This is a genomic window from Citrobacter sp. Cpo040, assembly GCF_030332915.1.
Taxonomy (GTDB): domain Bacteria; phylum Pseudomonadota; class Gammaproteobacteria; order Enterobacterales; family Enterobacteriaceae; genus Citrobacter; species Citrobacter portucalensis.
The window spans coordinates 810,304-833,958 of record NZ_JAOWGX010000037.1 but is presented as its reverse complement, the minus strand read 5'-3'; the positions used below and the strand labels follow the sequence as shown (position 1 = coordinate 833,958).

The window sequence follows — 23,655 nt, the reverse complement described above, 5'->3', positions numbered from 1 at the left end:
TGGCGGATGGCGCTACGCTAATCCGCCTTACCTACTTTTACGCGGCGGTGCCAATGGACGTTTCTTACCTGCTCGACAGCCTTAATGATAAACAGCGTGAAGCGGTGGCCGCGCCACGCAGCAACATGCTGGTTCTGGCAGGCGCGGGGAGTGGTAAAACGCGCGTGCTGGTGCACCGTATCGCCTGGTTACTGACGGTTGAGAATAACTCGCCGTACTCCATTATGGCGGTGACCTTTACCAACAAAGCGGCGGCGGAAATGCGCCACCGTATCGGCCAGATCATGGGAACCAGCCAGGGCGGTATGTGGGTGGGGACATTCCACGGTCTGGCGCACCGTCTGCTGCGCGCGCACCATATGGATGCGAACCTGCCGCAGGATTTTCAGATCCTCGACAGTGAAGACCAACTGCGTTTGCTCAAGCGTCTGATCAAAGCGATGAACCTTGATGAGAAGCAGTGGCCACCGCGTCAGGCGATGTGGTTCATCAACAGCCAGAAAGACGAAGGGCTGCGTCCGCATCATCTGCAAAGCTACGGCAACCCGGTTGAGCAAACCTGGCAGAAAGTGTATCAGGCTTACCAGGAAGCGTGTGACCGCGCGGGGCTGGTGGATTTCGCCGAGCTGCTGCTGCGCGCCCACGAGCTGTGGCTCAACAAACCGCATATCCTGCAGCACTACCGCGAACGTTTTACCAATATCCTAGTGGACGAATTTCAGGATACCAACAACATTCAGTACGCGTGGATCCGCCTGCTGGCGGGCGATACCGGCAAGGTAATGATCGTCGGCGATGACGATCAGTCAATCTACGGCTGGCGCGGAGCGCAGGTGGAGAACATCCAGCGCTTTCTCACGGATTTCCCCGGCGCAGAAACTATTCGCCTGGAGCAGAACTACCGCTCGACTAACAATATCCTCAGCGCGGCCAACGCCCTGATTGAAAACAACAACGGGCGTCTGGGTAAAAAGCTGTGGACCGATGGCGTCGACGGCGAACCGATCTCGCTGTATTGCGCGTTCAACGAACTCGATGAAGCGCGCTTCGTGGTCAATCGCATCAAAACCTGGCAGGACAACGGTGGTGCGCTGGAGCAATGCGCCATTCTGTATCGCAGCAACGCCCAGTCGCGCGTACTGGAAGAGGCGTTGTTACAGGCCAGCATGCCGTATCGGATTTATGGCGGGATGCGTTTCTTCGAACGCCAGGAAATCAAAGATGCGCTCTCTTACCTGCGCCTGATCGCCAACCGCAATGACGACGCCGCATTTGAACGTGTGGTGAATACGCCCACCCGCGGGATTGGCGATCGTACTTTAGATGTGGTGCGTCAGACCTCCCGTGACCGCCAGCTAACGTTGTGGCAGGCCTGTCGTGAGCTGTTGCAGGAAAAAGCCCTCGCGGGTCGCGCCGCCAGCGCCTTACAGCGCTTTATGGAGCTGATTGACGCACTGGCGCAGGAGACCGCCGATATGCCGCTGCACGTGCAGACTGACCGGGTGATTAAAGACTCCGGCCTGCGCATGATGTACGAGCAGGAAAAAGGCGAGAAAGGCCAGACGCGTATCGAAAACTTAGACGAACTGGTGACGGCAACGCGCCAGTTCAGCTACAACGAAGAAGACGAAGACTTAATGCCGCTGCAGGCGTTCCTGTCTCACGCCGCGCTGGAAGCGGGCGAAGGGCAGGCGGATACCTGGCAGGATGCGGTACAGCTGATGACGCTGCACTCGGCGAAAGGTCTGGAGTTCCCGCAGGTGTTTATCGTCGGGATGGAAGAAGGTATGTTCCCCAGCCAGATGTCGCTGGACGAAGGTGGTCGCCTCGAAGAAGAGCGCCGCCTGGCTTACGTAGGCGTGACCCGTGCAATGCAAAAGCTGACGCTGACCTACGCCGAAACGCGTCGTCTGTACGGCAAAGAGGTTTACCATCGTCCGTCGCGCTTTATCGGCGAACTGCCGGAAGCGTGCGTTGAAGAGGTTCGCCTGCGCGCCACTGTCAGCCGACCGGTGAGCTATCAGCGGATGGGTACGCCAATGGCGGAAAATGATACCGGCTATAAGCTCGGCCAGCGCGTGCGCCACGCTAAATTTGGCGAGGGCACCATCGTCAACCTGGAAGGAAGCGGCGAACACAGTCGTTTGCAGGTCGCGTTCCAGGGGCAGGGGATCAAATGGCTGGTTGCCGCCTACGCCAGACTGGAAACGGTATGATCGCCTGATGTCGCTGCGCTTATCAGGCCTACGCGGAACGTAATATTTTGATTTGTAGGCCGGATAAGGCGAAGCCGCCATCCGGCTATCTGTCGGTTAATATTCTGAAATCATAGATAAATAATTCCCCTCTGCTAACCTTTCTGTATAAGGGGAAATTATTACTTTTTCGCCATCCGTTGCGTGTTGACGTCAAAATTTTGCTGGCGTAACATGCGCGCACGATTACGCTAAGAGGACATTCGCCTTGGACACACCCAGTAGATACTGGCTCATTATCCTGTCATCCAGGATCAACTCCTAAGGCTATCCCTTTTTGCTGATAGCCTTCGCGGTTGTCAGCGACCTTCTGTTTTTTCCCGTCGCGCTGAGTCAGGCTGTTTAATGGTCTGAAACCCAATTTGTTTCTGTGTGCCCTCCGAACTGTCCGATAATTTTTTGCATTGGGAGTCCCGGTCATGCTGAGCGCATTTCAACTGGAAAACAATCGTTTAACTCGCCTTGAGGCAGACGAGATCGAGCACTTGGCCAGTTCGGTTTGGGTCGATTTAGTCGAGCCGGATGACGAAGAACGAAACCGTGTGCAAAAGGACTTGGGCCAGAATCTGGCTACGCGCCCTGAACTGGAAGACATCGAAGCATCCGCACGTTTTTTTGAAGACGAAGACGGTCTGCACATCCACTCCTTCTTCTTTTACGAAGACGCCGACGATCACGCGGGTAACTCAACCGTCGCATTTACCATTCGCGAAGGCCGCCTGTTTACTCTGCGCGAGCGCGAACTGCCGGCCTTCCGCCTGTACCGCATGCGTGCGCGTAACCAGGCGATGGTGGATGGCAACGCCTACGAGCTGTTGCTCGACCTGTTCGAAACCAAAATTGAACAGCTGGCAGATGAGATCGAAAACATCTACAGCGACCTGGAAAAACTCAGCCGTGTGATCATGGAAGGGCGTCAGGGCGATGAGTATGACGAAGCGCTGTCGACGTTGGCGGAACTGGAAGATATCGGCTGGAAGGTACGTCTGTGTCTGATGGATACCCAGCGCGCGCTGAACTTCCTGGTGCGTAAAGCGCGTTTGCCGGGCAGTCAGCTGGAGCAGGCGCGTGAGATCCTGCGCGATATCGAGTCACTGCTGCCTCATAATGAATCGCTGTTCCAGAAGGTTAACTTCCTGATGCAGGCGGCGATGGGTTTTATCAACATCGAGCAGAACCGCATCATCAAGATCTTCTCGGTGGTTTCTGTGGTATTCCTGCCGCCGACGCTGGTGGCTTCCAGCTACGGGATGAACTTTGAGTTTATGCCGGAATTGCACTGGAGCTTCGGTTACCCGGGCGCGATTGTCTTTATGATGCTCGCGGGTCTGGCGCCGTATCTGTACTTTAAGCGCAAGAACTGGCTGTAATAACTGTACTTATCCGGCCTACGGCGATGTGCTTTTGTAGGCCGGATAAGCGAAGCGCCATCCGGCACTCCCCTAGCTCCGACGAACCCGTCGTTGCGTATAAATCGCATCCATCACGAAAATCGCCAGCGCCACCCAGATAAACGCAAACGTGACCATTTTATCCGTTCCCGGAACTTCACCATAGAAGGTGACGGCCAGCAGGAACATCAGCGTAGGCCCGATATACTGGAAGAATCCCAGCGTTGACAGACGCAGGCGGGTTGCCGCGCCGGTAAAGCACAGCAGCGGAATAGTGGTCACGACACCCGCGGCAATCAGCAGCAGGTTGAGCGAGATGGGGTTTTGCCCCATATGGCTGGTTGAGCTGTCCGCAATGCCAAACAGATAGATGGCGGCGACAGGTAAAAGCCACAGGGTTTCGATCAGCATGCCGGTTTGTGCTTCGACGGCAATCTTCTTGCGCACCAGCCCATAGAACGCAAAGCTGAACGCCAGTCCCAGCGCGATTATTGGCAGCGATCCGAAGGTCCACAGCTGTACCAGCACGCCGCAGGCGGCTAACAGTACCGCCAGCCACTGCATGCGACGAAAGCGCTCACCGAGGAATAGCATTCCCAGCACAATATTCACCAGTGGGTTAATAAAATAGCCGAGGCTGGCTTCCAGCATATGGTGATTATTGACCGCCCAAATGAACAGCAGCCAGTTTCCGCCGATGAGCACTGCAGAGAGCGCCAGCAGGAAGATCTTCTTTGGCGTTTGTAGCAGCGTTTTGACGCCTGACCACTGGCGGCTGATGCTCATCAGTACCACCATAAAGAAAAATGACCAGATGACGCGGTGCGTCAGGATCTCATCCGCCGGAACATAGTAAATCAGCTTGAAGTAGGCGGGAGCGATACCCCAAATAAAATAAGCAGCAAGAGCGAGTAGCACGCCCTGCCGCGTTTGTTTAGCATCCATCGGGAAAACTCATTGCAGAAATGTAACAGCAGTTTACCTTTTTTTAGGCACTTACCCCACCATATAAGTGGCGGTTGCGCTGGCAATATAAAGCTGTTCTTCGTTATGCAATTCCACGCGCGCAACAGCGACTTTATTACCCGCCCGCAGCAGGCTGCTGGTGGCGGTAAAGCGATTCCCTCTTCCGGGGCGCAGATAATCAACGCGCAAATCGATTGTTCCCATGCGTGACATCCGCTGACGCAGTTCGTCCTCGCTGATCGTCTCATGGCGGGTCAGCGTACTCCCAACGCATACCAGCCCGGCGGCGACGTCCAGCGCCGAGGCGATCACGCCGCCATGCAGAATGCTTTGCGCCCAGTTGCCGACCATCATCGGTTGGTTATTAAAGGCTAATTGAGCAAATTCTTTCTCATAGCGTTCGAGCTCCAGTCCCAGCGCCCGGTTAAACGGCATATGATAGACAAACATTTCACCCACTAACTTCAGCGCTTCCTCAGCAGTAAGTACGGCAGACATACGATCCCTACATCTCGGTGGTTAATGAAATGTTGATATTATGCTTATTATTTGTTGTTTTCTACTTTAGGACGGGATAACTAACGAGGAACTAGCTAAGTATGTAGAATACTTGCCAGATAATTATACAATTCATCAATATTTTGGTTCAGGAGAACATTACCGATGCGGGCGATTCTGGGATGGTTACTACCAGCAATTATGCTGCCGTTGACCGCGTATGCGCAGGAAGCGACAGTGAAAGAGATTCATGATGCACCGGCGGTTCGTGGCAGTATTATCGCCAATATGCTGCAGGAACATGACAACCCTTTCACGCTTTATCCTTATGATACCAACTATCTTATTTACACCAATACCAGCGACATGAACAAAGAGGCGATCAGCAGTTATAGCTGGTCCGAAAATGCGCGCAAAGATGAGGTTAAGTTTCAGCTAAGCCTGGCGTTTCCGCTCTGGCGCGGGATATTAGGCCCAAACTCGGTACTTGGCGGTTCCTATACCCAGAAGTCCTGGTGGCAGCTTTCGAACAGTGAAGAGTCTTCACCGTTTCGCGAAACCAACTACGAACCGCAGTTGTTCCTCGGTTTCGCCACCGACTATCGCTTTGCCGGTTGGACGCTTCGTGATGTCGAAATGGGTTATAACCATGACTCCAACGGCCGTTCCGATCCCACGTCACGTAGCTGGAACCGTCTTTATACCCGTCTGATGGCTGAAAATGGTAACTGGCTGGTGGAAGTTAAGCCGTGGTACGTGATTGGTAGCACCGACGATAACCCTGATATCACTAAATACATGGGCTACTATCAGCTGAAAATGGGATATCACCTGGGTGACGCGGTTATCAGCGTGAAAGGCCAGTACAACTGGAATACCGGCTACGGCGGCGCAGAGCTGGGGGCCAGTTACCCCATCACGAAGCATGTGCGTCTATACACTCAGGTCTACAGTGGTTACGGCGAATCGCTGATTGACTACAACTTCAATCAGACGCGTGTTGGTGTGGGCGTGATGCTCAACGATATCTTCTGATAAGTATTGAGAGTATTTTAATCATTGCAGTTTCTCTCTCAGGCGCTGAAAATAGCGCCTGTTTTTATTTCGGGCGAATGGGGTTAATGTGGCGCAGGCGGAAGTGTTGAATCTGGAAATGGGCGCTAAACAGGTTTTGCAGGAAACCTTTGGCTACCAACAGTTTCGCCCCGGTCAGGAAGAAATCATTGATACCGTGCTCTCTGGTCGCGACTGCCTGGTCGTTATGCCGACCGGCGGCGGTAAATCCCTGTGCTATCAAATTCCCGCATTATTGCTAAACGGACTCACCGTTGTTGTTTCCCCGCTGATTTCCCTGATGAAAGATCAGGTCGATCAACTGCTAGCCAACGGCGTGGCGGCGGCGTGCCTGAATTCTACTCAAAGTCGTGAACAACAGCTTGAGGTGATGGCGGGCTGTCGCAGCGGGCAGATTCGCTTACTGTATATTGCGCCCGAACGCCTGATGCTGGATAACTTCCTTGAGCATCTGGCGCACTGGAATCCGGTGCTGCTGGCGGTTGATGAAGCGCACTGTATTTCGCAGTGGGGGCATGATTTCCGCCCCGAGTACGCTGCGCTGGGCCAGTTACGTCAGCGTTTCCCGACGCTGCCGTTTGTGGCGCTGACCGCGACCGCGGATGAGACAACCCGGCTGGACATTGTGCGTCTGCTGGGACTGAACGATCCGTTAATTCAGATCAGCAGCTTTGACCGCCCGAACATTCGCTACATGCTGATGGAGAAGTTTAAGCCGCTCGATCAGCTGATGCGCTACGTGCAAGAGCAGCGCGGTAAGTCTGGCATTATCTATTGTAACAGTCGCGCCAAAGTCGAAGACACCGCCGCGCGTCTGCAAAGCCGTGGCATCAGCGCCGGGGCTTATCATGCCGGGCTGGAAAACGCCGTACGCGCCGAGGTGCAGGAGAAATTCCAGCGTGATGACCTGCAAATCGTAGTGGCGACCGTGGCGTTCGGTATGGGGATCAACAAACCTAACGTACGCTTCGTGGTGCATTTCGATATTCCGCGCAATATCGAATCCTATTACCAGGAAACCGGCCGCGCCGGGCGTGATGGCCTGCCTGCGGAAGCCATGCTGTTTTACGATCCGGCTGATATGGCATGGCTACGCCGTTGCCTCGAAGAGAAACCCGCTGGGCAACTGCTGGATATCGAACGGCATAAGCTCAATGCGATGGGGGCGTTTGCCGAGGCGCAGACCTGTCGTCGTCTGGTGCTGCTGAACTATTTTGGCGAAGGGCGTCAGGAGCCGTGTGGTAACTGCGACATCTGCCTCGACCCGCCAAAACAGTACGACGGACTTATGGATGCGCGCAAAGCGCTGTCGACGATTTACCGTGTTAACCAACGCTTCGGCATGGGGTACGTCGTGGAAGTGCTGCGCGGAGCGAATAACCAGCGTATTCGCGAACTGGCTCATGACAAACTGCCGGTCTATGGCATTGGTCGCGAGCAAAGCCACGAACACTGGGTGAGCGTTATTCGCCAGCTTATTCACCTGGGTCTGGTGACGCAGAATATTGCTTATCACTCCGCGTTACAGCTAACAGAAGCCGCGCGTCCGGTGTTGCGCGGTGACGTTGCGTTACAGCTTGCTGTACCACGTATTGTGGCGCTGAAACCGCGTGCGATGCAGAAATCCTTCGGTGGTAACTACGACCGCAAACTGTTCGCCAAATTGCGTAAGCTGCGTAAAGCCATTGCCGACGAAGAGAACATTCCGCCGTACGTGGTGTTCAACGACGCCACGCTGATTGAAATGGCGGAGCAGATGCCGGTTTCACCGAGTGAAATGCTAAGCGTCAACGGTGTGGGGATGCGTAAACTGGAGCGTTTCGGTAAAGAGTTTATGGCGCTTATTCGCGCACACGTTGATGGTGACGACGAAGAGTAGTCAGCCGGGCAAAAAAGTGCCAGGATGGTGACTCACTGAACTATTCCCCCGCGAGTCATTTTTATGTTAACGCTATTTTTCACCGTTGCGTTGGTGCATATCGTTGCGCTGATGAGCCCCGGTCCCGATTTCTTTTTTGTTTCTCAAACTGCGGTTAGCCGTTCGCGCAAAGAAGCTATGATGGGTGTGCTGGGCATTACCTGCGGCGTCATGGTCTGGGCTGGCGTGGCACTGCTCGGCCTGCATCTGATTATCGAAAAAATGGCCTGGCTGCATACCATTATTATGGTAGGCGGGGGGCTGTATCTGTGCTGGATGGGTTATCAGATGCTGCGCGGCGCGTTTAAAAAACAGGATGTTGCCGCGCCCACTCCGCAGGTGGAGCTGGCGCAGAGCGGACGCAGCTTTTTGAAAGGTCTGCTGACCAACCTGGCGAACCCTAAAGCCATTATCTATTTTGGCTCCGTCTTCTCATTGTTCGTTGGCGACAACGTGGGAACGGGCGCGCGTTGGGGGATCTTTGCTCTGATTATCGTGGAAACACTGGCGTGGTTTACCGTGGTCGCCAGCCTGTTTGCGCTCCCGAAAATGCGTCGTGGCTATCAGCGTCTGGCGAAGTGGATTGATGGTTTTGCCGGCGCGCTGTTCGCAGGCTTCGGTATCCATCTGATTATTTCGCGCTAAGTTTGTTGCCCGCCTGGGAGTCCCAGGCGGTATGCGGCTTATTGCGCAAGCTTCTGTAGCTCATCCTTCGAAAGGCCGGTCATTTCCATAATCGCGTCGGTATCAAGACCTCGCTTGAGCATCGCTTTTGCTACATCAGTAAGGGCAATGCGCCTCCCTTCTTCACGGCCTATCTGCTTTAGTTGATCCGCCATTGTCATCAGTTTTTCTCCATGCTGCGGCACCCGCTGTGCCAGCTTATACAATAATGTCTGAACATCTTGTGTATTCCCTGCTTGCACCATGTAGTTTACCAGCACGGTTATTTGTTGTCCGCTCATCTTCTCCAGCATAAACAGGCGGGTAAGTTTATCCAGCAACTGCGCCATGTCGCGCTGGCGAATGTGTTTTTGTACTAATGTCAGCGCTGCCATACTGCGATGCTGCATGCTCTCATCATCTGGAATAACCGTCACATCCACCAACGGAAATGGTGTGCTGTAAAGTTGAAGGGCGGTTCCAGAATCCTCAAAGTGATCCAGCCAGTTCATTGAGCCTTGCCATGGGCTTTGCTTGCCATGGTAAAAGAGCACTGGAATAACCAGCGGCAGAGTGTCGTTTCCAGCCTCAAGATGACGCTGCATCGCTGCGATAGCGTAGCGCATCAGGCGAAATGACATGTGCTTATCCGGTGAGCTTTGATGCTCAATGAGCACATGTACATAGCCATGTCCGCTGGTGGTTTCCAGTGAGTAGAGAATATCGCTGAAATAGGGGCGCAGATCGTCCTCCACAAAACTGCCTGATTCCAGACGGAGCGTTTCCAGTTTGCATATTTTGATTAACGAGGGAGGAAGATGAAGTTCGATAAAGTCCCGCGCGGTTTCCACGCGGGAGAGGAAGGTTTTAAATACTGCGTCATGTGGTGTTGTTACTTCCGCCATCGTTAATCATCCGTGAGTGGTGAATATGGCAGCATTCTGGCATTAGCAATCAACGTCTAACAGTACAGGATAAAAGGCTTTTCTCCCTTTTCGGCGAAGTACGAAAAGCCATGTTCAGAGGCTCTTACAGATAGCATTTCATTGCGAGCGACGTTCCATTTGCTAGGCATGCCTTGCCGATGCCAGCAGGGCGCCTATCAGCATAAACAGCGAACCAAACACTTTGTTGAGCGCCTTCATTTGCTTTGGCCCTTTAATCCAGCCAGCAATGCGCGTGGCCAACGTCGCGTAACCGATCATCACAATGATATCGACCACGATGGTCGTGACGCCAAGCACCACGTACTGCATCAACTGCGGTTCCTGCGGCAGGATGAACTGCGGGAACAGAGCGGCAAGAAAAACTATGCTCTTGGGATTGGTCAGATTAACAAAGACCGCGCGTTTGAACAGCCGGCTGCGCGATTGCGTATTCGCCATGGTATTCAGATCGATAGCACCCGCCGCGCGCCATTGCTGAATACCCAGCCAAATCAGATAGGCCGCTCCCGCCCACTTCAGCACCTCAAATGCGATCACCGAACGTGAAAATAGCGTTCCCAGTCCTACGCCAACCAGAACGATATGAATACCCAAGCCGGTCTGCAAACCCGCAATCGACGCGCTGGCACCGCGATATCCGTGGCTGATGGCGGTGGTCATGGTATTGATAGCGCCAGAGCCTGGGGACAAGCTCAAAATAATAGAGGTCAGCAGGTAGGCGAACCACCATTCAAAGGTCATGAGAAACTCCCGGATTGTCTATTTTTATGCCACAATACGCTACTGCCGTTAGGTTGTGTCAGTGACGGCGAAAAAAACGATTTTACTTGGTCAGCGAGGCTGGATACCCGATGTTTCAGCAGCAAAAAGACTGGGAAACAAGAGAAAACGCGTTTGCTGCTTTTTCCATGGGGCCACTGACAGATTTCTGGCGTCAGCGGGAAGAAGCGGAATTTACGGGCGTGGATGATATTCCCGTACATTTTGTTCGTTTTCATGCAGAAAAAAACGATCGCGTCATCGTCGTCTGTCCTGGACGCATTGAAAGCTACGTGAAATACGCTGAACTGGCGTATGACCTGTTTCATTCTGGTTTTGACGTTCTCATTATCGATCACCGTGGCCAGGGGCGTTCCGGGCGTATGCTTTCGGATCCGCACCGCGGTCATGTCGATAACTTTAATGATTATGTCGACGATCTAACCGCCTTCTGGCAGCAGGAAGTGCTACCCGGCCCGTGGAGAAAACGCTATATCCTGGCGCATTCAATGGGCGGGGCGATTGCCACGTTATTCCTGCAACGCCACCCGAATCAGTGTGATGCCATCGCGCTTTGCGCACCGATGTTTGGTATTGTGATGCGCTTTCCCGACTGGATGGTGCGCCATATACTGGACTGGGCCGAAGGGCATCCGCGGATCCGCGAAGGCTATGCGATGGGAACCGGGCGCTGGCGGGCGCTGCCGTTCGGTATGAATGCGTTAACCCATAGTCGACAGCGCTATCGGCGCAATCTGCGCTTTTATGCTGATGAGCCGCGGTTGCGCGTTGGCGGTCCCACCTATCACTGGGTACGTGAAGGGATTCTGGCTGGCGAACAGGTTTTGGCTGGCGCCGGGGATGATGCGACGCCGACGCTGCTGATTCAGGCTGAAGAAGAGCGTGTGGTAGATAACCGCATGCACGATCGTTTTTGTGAACTCCGCGCCGCAGCAGGCCATCCTGTAGAAGGGGGGCAGCCGCTTGTCATCAAAGGCGCGTACCATGAGATCCTTTTTGAAAAGGACGCCATGCGCTCAGTCGCGCTTAACGCTATTGTCGAATTTTTCGACAAGCATAACTCATCCAGCGGAACCCGCTTTGCCTAGAGGTTGAATTTTCTTATGTATCAGGTTGTTGCGTCTGATTTAGATGGTACGCTGCTTTCTCCCGACCATACTCTGTCCCCTTATGCCAAAGAGACGCTGAAGTTATTGACCGCTCGCGGCGTTAACTTCGTGTTTGCGACTGGCCGTCATCATGTTGATGTGGGGCAAATTCGCGATAACCTCGGCATTAAAACCTACATGATCACGTCCAACGGCGCGCGCGTGCATGATTCTGACGGGAATCTGGTGTTTTCCCATAACCTGGATCGCGATATTGCCAGCGACCTGTTTGGCGTAGTGAATGCAAACCCGGACATCGTGACCAACGTATATCGTGATGATGAGTGGTTTATGAATCGCCATCGTCCGGACGAAATGCGTTTCTTCAAAGAAGCGGTGTTTAACTATTCACTGTTTGAACCTGCATTACTGGAGCCTGAGGGCGTCAGCAAAGTGTTCTTCACCACCGACTCTCACGAAAGGCTACTGCCGCTGGAGCAGGCGATCAACGCCCGCTGGGGCGATCGCGTCAACGTCAGCTTCTCTACGCTTACCTGTCTGGAAGTCATGGCTGGCGGAGTATCGAAAGGTCATGCGCTGGAAGCGGTAGCAAAAGCGATGGGCTACAGCCTGAAAGACTGCATCGCCTTTGGCGATGGGATGAACGATGCGGAAATGCTCTCCATGGCAGGTAAAGGCTGCATCATGGGCAACGCCCACCAGCGCCTGAAGGATCTGCACCCGGAACTGGAAGTCATTGGTCTTAATGCCGACGATGCCGTGCCACACTATCTGCGTGAACTGTTTTTGCAGTAACCTTCTGTTCGTTAGCTGACCAGTTGTCAACTAAAAACTCCGCTACAATGGGTGTACCTTTTGTTAAGAGACATCCATTGTGGCGTTACTCATCATTACCACAATTCTGTGGGCCTTTTCCTTTAGCCTGTTTGGCGAGTACCTTGCCGGTCATGTCGATAGCTATTTTGCGGTGCTGGTGCGCGTTGGGCTGGCGGCGTTGGTGTTCCTGCCGTTTCTACGTACTCGTGGGCACAACGTAAAAACGATCGGGCTGTATATGCTGGTGGGGGCCATGCAGCTTGGCATTATGTACATGCTGAGTTTTCACGCCTATCTGTACCTGACGGTTTCAGAACTGCTGCTCTTTACCGTGCTGACGCCGCTCTACATTACGCTGATTTATGATCTGATGAGCGGACGTCGTCTGCGCTGGAGTTACGCCTTTAGTGCGTTACTGGCGGTGATTGGCGCGGGGATCATTCGTTACGATCAGGTGACCAGCCACTTCTGGACCGGTCTGCTGCTGGTGCAGTTGTCCAATATCAGCTTTGCCATTGGTATGGTGGGCTATAAACGTCTGATGGAGACGCGGCCAATGCCGCAGCACAACGCCTTTGCCTGGTTTTATATGGGCGCCTTTATGGTGGCTGTCGTGGCCTGGTTCATGCTGGGCAATGCGCAGAAAATGCCTGCAACCACGCTACAGTGGGGAATTCTGGTCTTTCTTGGCGTGGCGGCGTCCGGCATTGGTTACTTTATGTGGAACTACGGCGCGACCCAGGTGGATGCGGGCACGCTGGGCATCATGAACAATATGCATGTCCCTGCCGGACTGCTGGTTAACCTGGCTATCTGGCATCAACAACCTCACTGGCCAAGCTTCATCATTGGTGCGGCTGTGATAGTGGCTTCACTGTGGGTACATCGAAAGTGGGTCGTTCCGCACTCCGTACAAACGGTAGGTGATCGCAGGCGTGATTCCGCGCTGAGCGAATAAACGCTTCTGTGACCGGCTGTCGCTGCTCGCCATCACGCACGGCGGCGTACAGTCGGCTCCACAATCCATCACCCAGGGTTTTGGTCACTACCAGGCCCTGGCGTTCAAAACTCTCCACCACCCAGTGCGGTAATGCCGCGATACCCATTCTGGCTGCAACCATCTGAATCAGCAGCAAGGTATTATCCACGCTTTTCAGCGACGGACTAACGCCTGCAGGCTGCAGAAAATGCCGCCATACATCCAGTCGACTCCGCTGTACCGGGTAAATCAGCAGCGTCTCGCTGGCCAAATCTTCCGGTGTGATTTGAGTTTTGCTGGCCAACGGATGGTCAGGCGCCAGTACCAGGCGGACTTCAAAATCAAACATCGGTGAGTAGTGCAATCCGCTGCGCGGCAGGATGTCGGAGGTTAACACCAGATCCAGCTCATCCTGCTGTAGCGCTGGTTGCGGATCGAACGTCACGCCGGATTTAAAGTCCATCTCCACCTGCGGCCAGTTGGCTCGAAAATTCTCCAGCGCGGGCGTCAGCCATTGAATACAACTGTGACATTCAATCGCGATTCGCAGCCGGGTTTGCTGCGGTTCGTTGCAGGCCTGCAGCGCACGACCAATTTGCGGCAACACCTGATTGGCTAACTGCAGCAGGATTTCTCCCTGCGGCGTAAAGCGCAGAGGCTGGCTTTTACGGATAAAAAGTCGAAAGCCAAGGCGCTGCTCCAGATCGCTGAACTGGTGAGAAAGGGCGGATTGGGTCTGATGCAACGTCGCCGCTGCGGCTGCCAGAGAACCACTATTCCGCAACGCCTGGAGCGTTTTCAGGTGTTTAATCTCGATCATGAAAGTCCTTCACTTCGGCATGAACAAATTGCGCTTGAGGAATATACAGTAACCGCCAATTATGGATGTGTAAACATCTGGACGGCTAAAATCCTTCGTCTTTTAAATTTATGGTGCGTTGGCTTCGTTTCCCCACCCCAGTCACTTACTTCAGTAAGCTCCTGGGGATGAGTAAACTTGCCGCCTTCCCTAAATTCAAAATCCATAGGATTTACATATAATTAGAGGAAGAAAAATGACAATATTGAATCACACCCTCGGTTTCCCTCGCGTTGGCCTGCGTCGCGAGTTGAAGAAAGCGCAAGAAAGCTACTGGGCGGGAAATTCTTCCCGTGAAGATTTGCTGACCGTTGGCCGCGAGCTGCGTGCCCGCCACTGGGATCAGCAGAAGCATGCGGGCGTTGACCTGCTGCCGGTGGGTGATTTTGCCTGGTACGATCACGTGCTGACTACCAGCCTACTGCTCGGCAACGTTCCGGCTCGCCATCAAAATAAAGACGGCTCGGTCGATATCGATACCTTATTCCGCATTGGCCGTGGCCGCGCACCAACGGGTGAACCCGCGGCGGCGGCAGAAATGACCAAATGGTTTAACACCAACTATCACTACATGGTGCCAGAGTTCACTAAAGGTCAGCAGTTTAAACTGACCTGGACCCAACTGCTGGATGAAGTGGACGAAGCGCTGGCGCTCGGTCACAAGGTGAAGCCTGTGCTGCTGGGGCCGGTAACCTACCTGTGGTTGGGTAAAGTGAAAGGCGAACAGTTTGACCGCCTGAGCCTGTTGAACGACATTCTGCCGGTTTACCAGCAGGTGCTGGCCGAGCTGGCGAAACGCGGTATTGAGTGGGTGCAGATTGACGAACCCGCTCTGGTGCTGGAATTACCGCAAGCGTGGCTGGACGCCTTCAAACCAGCTTATGACGCGCTGACGGGTCAGGTGAAGCTGCTACTGACCACTTACTTCGAAGGCGTAACGCCAAACCTGGATACCATTACCGCCCTGCCGGTACAGGGGCTGCACGTTGACTTCGTGCACGGCAAAGATGATGCAGCCGAGCTGCACACGCGTCTGCCAGCCGACTGGCTGCTGTCAGCGGGGCTGGTGAACGGCCGCAACGTCTGGCGTGCCGATCTCAGCGAAAAATACGCACAAATCAAAGATATCGTCGGGAAACGTAACCTGTGGGTGGCTTCTTCCTGCTCCCTGCTGCATAGCCCAATCGATCTCAGTGTGGAAACCCGCCTTGATGCAGAAGTGAAGAGCTGGTTTGCCTTCGCGTTGCAAAAGTGCGGCGAGCTGGCGCTGCTGCGCGATGCGTTGAATAGCGGTGATACGGCAGCAATTGTCGAGTGGAGCGCACCGATTCAGGCTCGTCGTCACTCTACCCGCGTACACAACGCCACAGTGGAAAAACGTCTGGCGGCAATCACCGCCCAGGACAGCCAGCGCGCTAACGCTTACCCGGTTCGTGCCGAGGCGCAACGTGCCCGCTTTAATCTGCCGGCATGGCCGACTACGACTATCGGTTCATTCCCGCAAACCACAGAAATTCGCGGCCTGCGCCTGGACTTCAAAAAGGGCAACCTGGATGCTGGTAACTATCGCACTGGAATTGCGGAACATATTAAACAGGCGATTGTTGAACAGGAACGTCTTGGTCTCGACGTGCTGGTACACGGTGAAGCCGAGCGTAATGACATGGTCGAATACTTTGGCGAACACCTGGACGGCTTCGTCTTTACCCAGAACGGTTGGGTGCAGAGCTACGGCTCTCGCTGCGTGAAGCCGCCGGTGGTGATTGGCGACGTCAGCCGCCCGGAAGCGATCACCGTGGAGTGGGCGAAATATGCCCAGTCGCTGACCGACAAACCGGTAAAAGGCATGCTGACCGGTCCGGTGACCATTCTCTGCTGGTCATTCCCGCGTGAAGACGTGACGCGTGAAACCATCGCGAAGCAGATCGCGCTGGCGCTGCGTGATGAAGTGGCGGATCTGGAAGCGGCGGGTATCGGCATCATCCAGATTGATGAACCGGCACTGCGCGAAGGTTTACCACTGCGTCGCAGCGACTGGGCGGCGTATCTGGAGTGGGGAGTGGAGGCCTTCCGCATTAACGCGGCGGTAGCGAAGGATGAAACCCAGATCCACACCCACATGTGTTATTGCGAGTTCAACGACATCATGGACTCCATTGCGGCGCTGGATGCGGACGTGATCACCATTGAAACCTCGCGCTCTGATATGGAGTTGCTGGAATCGTTTGAAGAGTTCGACTATCCGAATGAAATCGGGCCGGGCGTATATGATATTCACTCGCCGAACGTTCCGAGCGTGGAGTGGATTGAAGCCCTGTTGAAGAAAGCTGAGCAGCGCATTCCAGCAGAACGTCTGTGGGTGAACCCGGACTGCGGCCTGAAAACCCGCGGCTGGCCGGAAACCCGTGCCGCGCTGGCGAACATGGTCAAAGCGGCGCAGAATCTGCGTCAGGCGTAATTCGGTGCCCGGGAAGCGCTGGTGCTTACCCGGGTTACAGGAAATCGCAATAGTTGTAGGCCCGGTCAGGCGTCGCTGCCACCGGGCAATTAACGTTTATTTCTTCCCACCGTATTGCACGAACCACTCCAGCATTCTCTGCCAACCGTCTTTCGCGGACTCTTCGTGATAGCTCGGGCGATAATCGGCGTTGAACGCATGTCCGGCATCGGGATAGACCACGATTTCCGCTTTAGCATTGGCGGCGCGTAGCGCCTGGCGCATTGTTTCAACGGTATCTTGCGGAATGCTGGTGTCCTGGCCGCCATAAAGCCCCAAAACGGGGGCGTTAAGATCGGTTGCGATATCAACGGGATGTTTTGGCGAGTTGAGGGTTTTGTCACCCACCAGTTTGCCATACCACGCCACGGCCGCTTTTAACTGCGGATTATGTGCGGCATACAGCCAGGTGATGCGTCCACCCCAGCAAAATCCGGTGATCATCAACTGGTGCGCATCTCCTCCGTTGCGGGAGGCCCAGCTAGCGACGTGGTCCAGATCGGCCAGTACCTGAGAGTCAGGCACTTTGGCGACAAGGCCACTAAGCAGCGTAGGGATATCGGCAAAGTCATTGGGATCGCCTTCGCGAAAATAGAGTTCTGGTGCGATAGCCAGATACCCTTCCAGAGCCAGACGACGGCAAACGTCACGAATGTGCTCATGAATACCAAAAATCTCCTGCACGACAATGACTACGGGCAGCAGGCCATCAGTCTGTTTTGGTCGTGCGTGATACGCTGGCATATCATCGCCTTGTGAAGGTATGGACGTTACACCGGCGATAATTGCATTATCCGGGGTGTGAACCGTGGTAGACGTCGGTGGAGATACAGTAGGTGCAAAGCCAGATTGTCGTGTTGTCATGGTATTCTCCGTACCCTTAAATATTCAGCAAAAAAGCGCATTGTTAACTATAGACACATGCAACGAACCACATTGCCTTAAACGGTCTATCTTTTGTGCAGGGCTTACTTATATCGCATCATTTATGTGATAAAGATCACCATTTAATGGTAATCGAATGCAATTGATTTACATCATAGTGATGACTGTCACGAAAATATGTTTATGCCTTCGGTAAAGTGTGTTTTTGCTTCTTCTGACAAAACCGATTCACAGAGGAGTTTTTATGTCTAAGTCTGATGTTTTTCATCTCGGCCTCACTAAGAACGATTTACAAGGGGCTACGCTTGCTATCGTCCCTGGCGACCCGGAGCGTGTGGAAAAGATCGCCGCGCTGATGGATAAGCCGGTTAAGCTGGCATCTCATCGCGAGTTCACCACCTGGCGTGCTGAGCTGGATGGTAAAGCCGTGATCGTTTGCTCTACCGGTATCGGCGGCCCGTCCACCTCTATTGCCGTAGAAGAATTGGCACAGCTGGGCATTCGTACCTTCCTGCGTATCGGTACGACTGGCGCTATCCAGCCGCATATCAACGTGGGTGATGTACTGGTTACCACTGCATCTGTTCGTCTGGACGGTGCAAGCCTACACTTCGCACCAATGGAATTCCCGGCCGTTGCGGACTTCGAGTGCACCACCGCGCTGGTGGAAGCGGCGAAATCTATCGGCGCCACCACTCACGTGGGTGTTACTGCGTCTTCTGACACCTTCTACCCAGGCCAGGAGCGTTATGACACCTTCTCTGGTCGCGTCGTGAGCCGTTTCAAAGGCTCAATGGAAGAGTGGCAGTCTATGGGCGTCATGAACTACGAAATGGAATCTGCTACGCTGCTGACCATGTGCGCAAGCCAGGGTCTGCGTGCCGGTATGGTCGCAGGTGTTATCGTGAACCGTACTCAGCAAGAGATCCCTAATGCGGAAACGATGAAACAAACGGAAAGCCACGCGGTGAAAATCGTGGTAGAAGCCGCGCGTCGTTTACTGTAATTCTCCCTTCTATTCAAAAAGGCCGACGCGTTCGGCCTTTTTATTTTGCGTAGTGCCTCGCAGGAAATTCCTTTTAAACTGGACGTTTATACAGCACAATTCTATTTTGTGCGGGCAAGTCGTTGCTGTAAGGGGGCGTTGTGGATATTTCAATTATGATGAGTGCCGTGTTGGCGTTAGCCGCAGGGCTACTGGTAGGGTGGCTGGCGACAAAAGCACGCGCCGATCAAATCCGTGCCGACCTCATCGAAGAGCGACGTGAACTGGATATTGCGCTAAGCGCCGCTCGCCAGCAGCTCTCGCAGGAAGCTCACTGGCGTGATGAGTGCGAACTACTCAATAACGAATTACGCAGTCTGCACAGTATCAACACCTCTCTGGAAGCCGATCTCCGTGAAGTCACTACCCGGCTGGAAGCAACGCAACAGCATGCGGAAGATAAAATCCGCCAGATGATCAACAGCGAACAGCGTCTGAGCGAACAGTTTGAAAATCTGGCGAATCGTATTTTTGAGCACAGCAACCGCCGTGTTGATGAGCAAAATCGCCAAAGTCTGAACAGCCTGCTTGCGCCGCTTCGTGAACAACTGGACGGTTTTCGTCGCCAGGTTCAGGATAGCTTTGGTAAAGAGGCACAAGAACGCCATACCCTGGCACACGAAATTCGTAATCTCCAACAACTGAATGCGCAGATGGCACAGGAAGCGGTAAACCTGACGCGGGCATTAAAAGGCGATAACAAAACGCAGGGTAATTGGGGAGAGGTCGTACTCACGCGGGTACTCGAAGCCTCTGGTCTGCGTGAGGGTTATGAATATGAAACCCAGGTCAGCATCGAAAACGACGCCCGTTCGCGAATGCAGCCTGATGTCATCGTTCGGCTACCGCAGGGTAAAGATGTGGTGATCGATGCGAAAATGACGCTGGTCGCCTATGAGCGCTATTTTAACGCAGAAGATGAATACACCCGCGAAAGTGCATTGCAGGAGCACATCGCCTCGGTGCGCAACCATATTCGACTACTGGGGCGCAAAGATTATCAGCAGCTTCCTGGGCTGCGTACGCTTGACTATGTGTTGATGTTTATCCCCGTTGAGCCCGCTTTTTTGCTGGCGCTCGACAGACAGCCCGAACTGATTACCGAAGCGCTTAGAAATAACATTATGCTGGTGAGCCCTACCACGCTGTTGGTGGCATTGCGCACGATCGCCAACCTGTGGCGCTACGAGCATCAGAGTCGTAATGCGCAACAAATTGCCGATCGGGCCAGCAAACTTTATGACAAGATGCGGTTGTTTGTGGATGATATGTCGGCAATAGGTCAAAGCCTGGACAAGGCCCAGGACAACTACCGACAGGCGATGAAAAAACTCTCTTCCGGTCGTGGAAATGTCCTGTCGCAGGCAGAAGCTTTTCGTAGTTTAGGCGTGGAAATTAAGCGCGAGATTAATCCTGAGCTGGCTGAACAAGCGACTACACAGGATGAGGAATACCGCTTGCGCTCGGTCCCTGAGACGCAACAAGATGCGCCTTACCCCGAGGATGAAGCGGTAAATCAGCAATCAAACTAGTCCATTTGGGGTAGTTGAACCCGGCAGAAGGGTAGGGCAAATTGGCCCAATCTGTTACACTTCTCGAACATTTTTTGGATGAGCAGGCACTGAGATGGTGGATAATTCACAAGAAACGACGCACTTTGGCTTTCAGACCGTCGCTAAAGAGCAGAAAGCTGACATGGTGGCCCACGTTTTTCATTCTGTGGCGTCTAAATATGACGTTATGAATGACTTAATGTCATTTGGCATTCATCGTTTGTGGAAGCGCTTCACCATTGATTGCAGTGGCGTGCGTCGCGGGCAAACCGTTCTCGATTTAGCAGGCGGTACCGGCGATCTGACGGCGAAATTCTCTCGCATGGTTGGTGAAACCGGCAAAGTTGTGCTGGCGGATATCAATGACTCAATGCTCAAAATGGGTCGCGAAAAGCTGCGTAATATTGGCGTGGTAGGTAACGTTGAGTACGTTCAGGCGAATGCGGAAGCATTACCTTTCCCTGACAACACGTTTGACTGCATCACCATCTCTTTCGGTCTGCGCAACGTAACGGATAAAGACAAAGCATTACGCTCCATGTACCGCGTATTGAAGCCAGGCGGACGTCTACTGGTGCTAGAATTCTCCAAACCCATCATCGAACCGTTGAGCAAAGCCTACGACGCATACTCTTTCCATGTTCTGCCGCGCATAGGTTCAATGGTAGCAAGCGATGCGGACAGCTACCGTTATTTGGCGGAGTCAATCCGTATGCATCCCGATCAGGACACCTTAAAAGCAATGATGCAAGAGGCCGGGTTCGAAAGCGTTGATTACTACAACCTGACAGCAGGTGTCGTTGCGCTGCATCGTGGTTACAAGTTCTGACAGGAGAGTGGGGATGCCTTTAAAACCCTTAGTAACCGCAGGCGTTGAAAATCTGCTCAACACCTTTCTGTACCGTTCTCCTGCGCTGAAGTCAGCCCGAACGCGTTTACAGGGTAAGGTGCTGCGTGTTGATCTCAAAGGATTTTCAACACCGTTAGTCCTGGTATTTAGCGAGCGCCAGGTCGATGTGCTGGGGGCATGGGAAGGCGAAGCCGATTGCACTGTAATCACATATGCCAGTGTGTTACCGAAATTGCGTGATCGACAGCAACTCACCACGCTTATCCGCAGCGGTGAGCTGGAAGTCCAGGGCGATATCCAGGTAGTACAGAACTTTGTTGCGCTGGCCGATCTGGCGGAGTTGGATCCTGCAGAACTGTTAGCACCCTATACCGGCGATATCGTCGCGGAAGGGGTCAGCAAAGTCTTGCGTGGTGGAGCGAAGTTCCTGTGCCATAACTTTCAGCGCCAGCAGCGCTATGTCGCCGAAGCGATCACTGAAGAGTGGCGCATGGCTCCTGGTCCACTAGAGGTTGCATGGTTTGCTGAAGAAACGGCAGCCGTTGAGCGCGCGGTTGAATCTCTGGCCAAACGGCTGGAAAAACTGGAGGCCAAATGACGCCAGGTGAAGTACGGCGCCTTTATTTCATCATTCGCACTTTTTTAAGCTACGGTCTTGATGAACTCATCCCCAAAATGCGAATCACGCTGCCGCTTCGGTTGTGGCGTTACTCGTTGTTCTGGATGCCCAACCGACATAAAGACAAACCGCTGGGAGAAAGGCTGAGACTGGCTTTACAGGAACTCGGCCCGGTGTGGATCAAGTTTGGGCAAATGCTCTCTACCCGTCGTGACCTTTTCCCTCCGCACATCGCCGATCAGCTTGCGTTATTGCAGGATCGGGTTGCCCCGTTCGATGGGCTTAGAGCGAAAAAACAAATCGAAGAGGCCATGGGCGGGCTGCCCGTTGAGGAATGGTTTGATGATTTTGAAATCACGCCATTGGCATCTGCGTCTGTTGCTCAGGTCCACACTGCGCGATTGAAATCGAATGGCAAAGAGGTGGTGATCAAAGTTATTCGCCCGGACATACTCCCGGTCATCAAAGCGGATTTAAAACTGATCTACCGCCTGGCTCGTTGGGTTCCTCGTCTGCTGCCAGATGGACGTCGCCTGCGACCAACAGAAGTCGTCCGTGAATATGAAAAAACGTTGATCGATGAACTGAATCTGCTGCGCGAATCGGCGAACGCCATTCAGCTACGACGTAATTTTGAAGATAGTCCGATGCTGTACATCCCGGAAGTGTATTCCGACTATTGCAGTCAGAACATGATGGTGATGGAGCGCATTTACGGTATCCCGGTTTCAGATGTCACCACGCTTGAGAAGAACGGCACCAATATGAAACTGTTGGCCGAGCGTGGTGTTCAGGTCTTCTTTACTCAGGTATTCCGCGACAGCTTTTTCCATGCGGATATGCACCCCGGGAACATTTTTGTCAGTTATGAGCACCCTGAAAACCCGAAATACATTGGTATTGATTGTGGGATTGTGGGCTCTTTAAACAAAGAAGATAAGCGCTACCTGGCTGAAAACTTCATTGCGTTCTTTAACCGCGATTACCGCAAAGTTGCTGAACTGCACGTGGATTCTGGTTGGGTTCCGCCGGATACCAACGTAGAAGAGTTTGAATTTGCCATTCGTACCGTGTGCGAGCCGATTTTTGAAAAGCCGCTGGCGGAGATTTCCTTTGGTCACGTGCTGTTGAATCTGTTCAACACTGCGCGCCGCTTCAATATGGAAGTTCAGCCTCAACTGGTATTGCTCCAGAAGACGCTACTGTACGTTGAAGGTGTCGGACGACAACTCTACCCTCAGTTAGATTTGTGGAAAACGGCTAAGCCATTCCTCGAATCCTGGATTAAAGATCAGGTCGGTATTCCGGCGCTCGTTAGGGCATTTAAAGAAAAAGCACCGTTCTGGGTCGAAAAAATGCCAGAAATACCTGAACTGGTGTATGACAGTTTGCGCCAGGGCAAATATTTACAGCACAGTGTTGATAAGATTGCCCGCGAGCTTCACGCGAATCATGTACGCCAGGGACAATCCCGTTATTTATTGGGCATTGGCGCAACATTGTTGCTAAGTGGAACATTCCTGCTGGTAAGCCGCCCTGAGTGGGGGCTTATGCCGGGCTGGTTAATGGCGGGAGGCGTCATAGCCTGGTTGATCGGCTGGCGCAAAATGCGCTGAATTTTTCATCGCCCAAGGCAGGTCGTGTAACGTATACTACGGCCTTATTAATTCATCATCTATGACAGAGGAACATGTATGGGTGGTATCAGTATTTGGCAGTTGTTGATCATTGCCGTCATCGTTGTACTGCTATTTGGCACCAAGAAACTCGGCTCCATCGGTTCCGATCTTGGCGCGTCGATCAAAGGCTTCAAAAAAGCGATGGGTGATGATGAGCCTAAGCAAGATAAAACCAGCCAGGACGCTGATTTTACTGCTAAATCCATCACCGATAAGCAGGGTGAAGTGAAAAAGGAAGACGCCAAAAGCCAAGATAAAGAGCAGGTATAATC

At 53.3% G+C, this 23,655-nt stretch carries 22 protein-coding genes; 16 read left to right on the top strand and 6 right to left on the bottom strand.

Features of this window, described 5'->3' with window-relative positions:
* Nucleotides 1-53: 53 nt before the first annotated feature.
* The 3 genes from uvrD (at nt 54) to corA (ending at nt 3,625) form a co-directional block, all read left to right on the top strand.
* On the top strand, nt 54-2,216 hold the full coding sequence (gene uvrD / locus OGX86_RS22440; protein ID WP_275398241.1) for a DNA helicase II: 2,163 nt from the start codon (nt 54-56) through the stop codon (nt 2,214-2,216).
* Between the two features lie 247 nt (nt 2,217-2,463).
* Nucleotides 2,464-2,520, top strand: a complete 57-nt coding sequence (gene ysgD, locus OGX86_RS22435; RefSeq protein WP_212723238.1) for a YsgD/CorL family protein — start codon at nt 2,464-2,466, stop codon at nt 2,518-2,520.
* A gap of 154 nt (nt 2,521-2,674) precedes the next feature.
* A complete protein-coding gene (gene corA / locus OGX86_RS22430) occupies nt 2,675-3,625 on the top strand; it encodes a magnesium/cobalt transporter CorA (protein WP_003017920.1) in 951 nt (316 codons plus the stop codon).
* A gap of 72 nt (nt 3,626-3,697) precedes the next feature.
* On the opposite strand, the gene rarD is transcribed toward corA, so the two are convergent.
* Together rarD and yigI are read right to left on the bottom strand one after the other, a co-directional pair.
* A complete protein-coding gene (gene rarD / locus OGX86_RS22425) occupies nt 3,698-4,591 on the bottom strand; it encodes an EamA family transporter RarD (RefSeq protein ID WP_048215218.1) in 894 nt (297 codons plus the stop codon).
* A gap of 51 nt (nt 4,592-4,642) precedes the next feature.
* Complete coding sequence (yigI, locus tag OGX86_RS22420; protein ID WP_003017917.1) at nt 4,643-5,110, bottom strand: acyl-CoA thioesterase YigI; 468 nt, start codon at nt 5,108-5,110, stop codon at nt 4,643-4,645.
* A 165-nt stretch (nt 5,111-5,275) separates the two neighbouring features.
* On the opposite strand from yigI, the gene pldA reads away from it, so the two are divergent.
* The 3 genes from pldA to rhtC all read left to right on the top strand — a co-directional run bounded on the left by pldA (nt 5,276) and on the right by rhtC (nt 8,747).
* A complete protein-coding gene (gene pldA, locus OGX86_RS22415; protein WP_003828947.1) occupies nt 5,276-6,145 on the top strand; it encodes a phospholipase A in 870 nt (289 codons plus the stop codon).
* A gap of 88 nt (nt 6,146-6,233) precedes the next feature.
* Nucleotides 6,234-8,063 (top strand): ATP-dependent DNA helicase RecQ, encoded by a 1,830-nt coding sequence (recQ, locus tag OGX86_RS22410; RefSeq protein WP_286640712.1) that lies wholly within the window; start codon nt 6,234-6,236, stop codon nt 8,061-8,063.
* Nucleotides 8,064-8,126: 63 nt separating this feature from the next.
* Nucleotides 8,127-8,747, top strand: coding sequence for a threonine export protein RhtC (rhtC, locus tag OGX86_RS22405; RefSeq protein WP_003828942.1), 621 nt, complete (start codon nt 8,127-8,129; stop codon nt 8,745-8,747).
* A 38-nt stretch (nt 8,748-8,785) separates the two neighbouring features.
* On the opposite strand, the gene OGX86_RS22400 is transcribed toward rhtC, so the two are convergent.
* Together OGX86_RS22400 and rhtB are read right to left on the bottom strand one after the other, a co-directional pair.
* Entirely contained in the window at nt 8,786-9,670 is an 885-nt protein-coding gene (locus OGX86_RS22400) for an Rpn family recombination-promoting nuclease/putative transposase (protein WP_136392469.1), read from the bottom strand.
* A 162-nt stretch (nt 9,671-9,832) separates the two neighbouring features.
* Nucleotides 9,833-10,453: a homoserine/homoserine lactone efflux protein gene (gene rhtB, locus OGX86_RS22395; RefSeq protein ID WP_003828938.1), complete on the bottom strand. Its 621-nt coding sequence runs from the start codon at nt 10,451-10,453 to the stop codon at nt 9,833-9,835.
* A 110-nt stretch (nt 10,454-10,563) separates the two neighbouring features.
* Here rhtB and pldB point away from each other — a divergent pair, with 110 nt between their 5' ends.
* The 3 genes from pldB to OGX86_RS22380 all read left to right on the top strand — a co-directional run bounded on the left by pldB (nt 10,564) and on the right by OGX86_RS22380 (nt 13,375).
* Entirely contained in the window at nt 10,564-11,580 is a 1,017-nt protein-coding gene (pldB, locus tag OGX86_RS22390; protein WP_003017911.1) for a lysophospholipase L2, read from the top strand.
* 15 nt (nt 11,581-11,595) lie between these two features.
* Entirely contained in the window at nt 11,596-12,396 is an 801-nt protein-coding gene (gene yigL, locus OGX86_RS22385; RefSeq protein WP_008787091.1) for a sugar/pyridoxal phosphate phosphatase YigL, read from the top strand.
* 79 nt (nt 12,397-12,475) lie between these two features.
* Nucleotides 12,476-13,375, top strand: coding sequence for a carboxylate/amino acid/amine transporter (locus OGX86_RS22380; RefSeq protein WP_136392466.1), 900 nt, complete (start codon nt 12,476-12,478; stop codon nt 13,373-13,375).
* Here the strand turns inward: OGX86_RS22380 and metR are convergent.
* Complete coding sequence (gene metR / locus OGX86_RS22375; protein WP_003017908.1) at nt 13,263-14,216, bottom strand: HTH-type transcriptional regulator MetR; 954 nt, start codon at nt 14,214-14,216, stop codon at nt 13,263-13,265. The genes OGX86_RS22380 and metR overlap by 113 nt on opposite strands.
* 235 nt (nt 14,217-14,451) lie before the next feature.
* On the opposite strand from metR, the gene metE reads away from it, so the two are divergent.
* A complete protein-coding gene (gene metE / locus OGX86_RS22370) occupies nt 14,452-16,713 on the top strand; it encodes a 5-methyltetrahydropteroyltriglutamate--homocysteine S-methyltransferase (protein ID WP_286640708.1) in 2,262 nt (753 codons plus the stop codon).
* A gap of 96 nt (nt 16,714-16,809) precedes the next feature.
* On the opposite strand, the gene OGX86_RS22365 is transcribed toward metE, so the two are convergent.
* Complete coding sequence (locus OGX86_RS22365) at nt 16,810-17,616, bottom strand: dienelactone hydrolase family protein (protein WP_286640706.1); 807 nt, start codon at nt 17,614-17,616, stop codon at nt 16,810-16,812.
* A gap of 265 nt (nt 17,617-17,881) precedes the next feature.
* Between OGX86_RS22365 and udp the strand changes: the two genes are divergently transcribed.
* The 6 genes from udp to tatA all read left to right on the top strand — a co-directional run bounded on the left by udp (nt 17,882) and on the right by tatA (nt 23,653).
* A complete protein-coding gene (gene udp / locus OGX86_RS22360) occupies nt 17,882-18,643 on the top strand; it encodes a uridine phosphorylase (protein ID WP_003828923.1) in 762 nt (253 codons plus the stop codon).
* Nucleotides 18,644-18,783: 140 nt separating this feature from the next.
* The gene (rmuC, locus tag OGX86_RS22355) at nt 18,784-20,214 is read left to right on the top strand and encodes a DNA recombination protein RmuC (protein ID WP_174770875.1); all 1,431 of its coding nucleotides are present in this window, start codon (nt 18,784-18,786) and stop codon (nt 20,212-20,214) included.
* Between the two features lie 94 nt (nt 20,215-20,308).
* Nucleotides 20,309-21,064 carry a bifunctional demethylmenaquinone methyltransferase/2-methoxy-6-polyprenyl-1,4-benzoquinol methylase UbiE gene (ubiE, locus tag OGX86_RS22350; protein WP_286640704.1) on the top strand — a complete coding sequence of 252 codons (756 nt, stop codon included), beginning with the start codon at nt 20,309-20,311 and terminating at the stop codon, nt 21,062-21,064.
* Nucleotides 21,065-21,077: 13 nt separating this feature from the next.
* Entirely contained in the window at nt 21,078-21,683 is a 606-nt protein-coding gene (ubiJ, locus tag OGX86_RS22345) for a ubiquinone biosynthesis protein UbiJ (RefSeq protein WP_003828918.1), read from the top strand.
* On the top strand, nt 21,680-23,320 hold the full coding sequence (gene ubiB / locus OGX86_RS22340; protein ID WP_003828916.1) for a ubiquinone biosynthesis regulatory protein kinase UbiB: 1,641 nt from the start codon (nt 21,680-21,682) through the stop codon (nt 23,318-23,320). Before ubiJ ends, ubiB begins: the two co-directional genes overlap by 4 nt.
* Before the next feature lie 78 nt (nt 23,321-23,398).
* Entirely contained in the window at nt 23,399-23,653 is a 255-nt protein-coding gene (gene tatA / locus OGX86_RS22335; RefSeq protein WP_003017888.1) for a Sec-independent protein translocase subunit TatA, read from the top strand.
* The last annotated feature ends 2 nt before the right edge of the window (nt 23,654-23,655 follow it).